This is a genomic window from Tessaracoccus lubricantis (assembly GCF_039544535.1).
GTDB lineage: Bacteria > Actinomycetota > Actinomycetes > Propionibacteriales > Propionibacteriaceae > Arachnia > Arachnia lubricantis.
This window is the reverse complement of record NZ_BAABLV010000074.1, coordinates 1-1,382: the sequence shown is the minus strand read 5'-3', so window position 1 is coordinate 1,382 and position 1,382 is coordinate 1. Positions and strand designations below refer to the sequence as shown.

Below are 1,382 nucleotides of genomic sequence, written 5' to 3'. Positions count from 1 at the left end.
GGTTGGGCGGGTTGGTGCCGGTGCTGCGGCTGGCTGAACAGGCGGGGCTGTCGGGGCTGTTGGCCCAGCGTGTGACTGCGCGGACCTCGACGGATCCGGTCAAGGCAGTGGGGGTGATAGCAGGCATCTTGGCAGGTGCTGACAGCATCGATGATCTCGACATCTTGCGCCACGGAGCGATGGGAACGGTGTTTGCGGGGGTGCGTGCCCCGTCGACGTATGGCACGTTCCTGCGCTCGGCCACTGCGGGGACGGCTGCGCAGTTGCGGGCGGTCAACACGTGTCTGCTGGGCCGTTTGGCCGAGGCGACCGGGATGATCGCGGTGGAACCGCGGGTTACGTGGATCGATATCGACGACACGATCCGTGAGGTCCACGGCTACCAGAAGCAGGCCGCGGCCTATGGCCATACCCGCCAGTTGGGGCTCAACGTCCAGCTGGCAGCGATCAGCAGCCCAGGAGTGGCTCCGGTGATCGCCCAGGCGAGGCTGCGTCGGGGCAACACGACCTCGTTGAACGGGGCCGATCGGATGGTCACTGAAGCGATCGGCTGCGCCCGCCACGCGGGGGTCACTGGCCCGGTGATGGTGCGTGCTGATGCTGGCTACTACGCCCACAAGGTCGTGTCTGCCGCGCTCAGGGCTGGGGCGTGGTTCTCCATCACTGTCAAAACCAACCCGGCGGTCGAACGCGCGATCGCCAGTATCGATGCCGATGCCTGGACCCCGATCCGTTACCCCCAAGCGGTCTGGGATCCCGAACAGCACCGCTGGATCAGCGACGCAGAAGTTGCTGAAGTACCGGTGTTCACCGCGTTCACCCGTTCAAAGTCAGTCCCGATCGGCTGCCGGTTGATCGTTCGCCGGGTCAAACGTCTCAACCCCCAACACCAACCAGCGCTCTGCGAGGATTGGCGCTATCACGGGTTCATCACCAACAGCGACCTGTCGATGATCGAGGCCGACCAGCAACATCGTGGTCACGCGATCATCGAGCAGGTGATCGCCGAGTTGAAAGCCATGGCGTTGAAACACCTACCCTCCGGCAAATACCTCGCCAACACCGCCTGGGTCGGCTACACGGTCATCGCGTTCAACCTTGCCCGCGCCGCAGCCCATGCCGCTGGCCGTCCCACCACCCGCTGGCCAAGCCTGACCCGGCACCTGATCACCATCCCCGCCAGAATCATCAAGTCAGCCAGACGGCTCTGGCTCCGGTTCCCCACCCGATGGGCATGGAAAACCCAGTTCGACACCCTCTGGAACGCGACCGGCCCACCAACCCCAGCCCTGAGTTGACCACCCAGCCCCCAACGGGCACGACCCTAGGAACCACCAGTGGAAAAGCCGGGCAGACCGGCGGCCCCACCATGCCCACCACAG

At 65.1% G+C, this 1,382-nt stretch carries 1 protein-coding gene; it reads left to right on the top strand.

Annotation, left to right across the window (positions count from 1 at the left end; translation table 11 throughout):
• The first annotated feature begins 2 nt into the window (after positions 1-2).
• Complete coding sequence (locus ABEA30_RS15885; RefSeq protein WP_425584643.1) at positions 3-1,298, top strand: IS1380 family transposase; 1,296 nt, start codon at positions 3-5, stop codon at positions 1,296-1,298.
• The last annotated feature ends 84 nt before the right edge of the window (positions 1,299-1,382 follow it).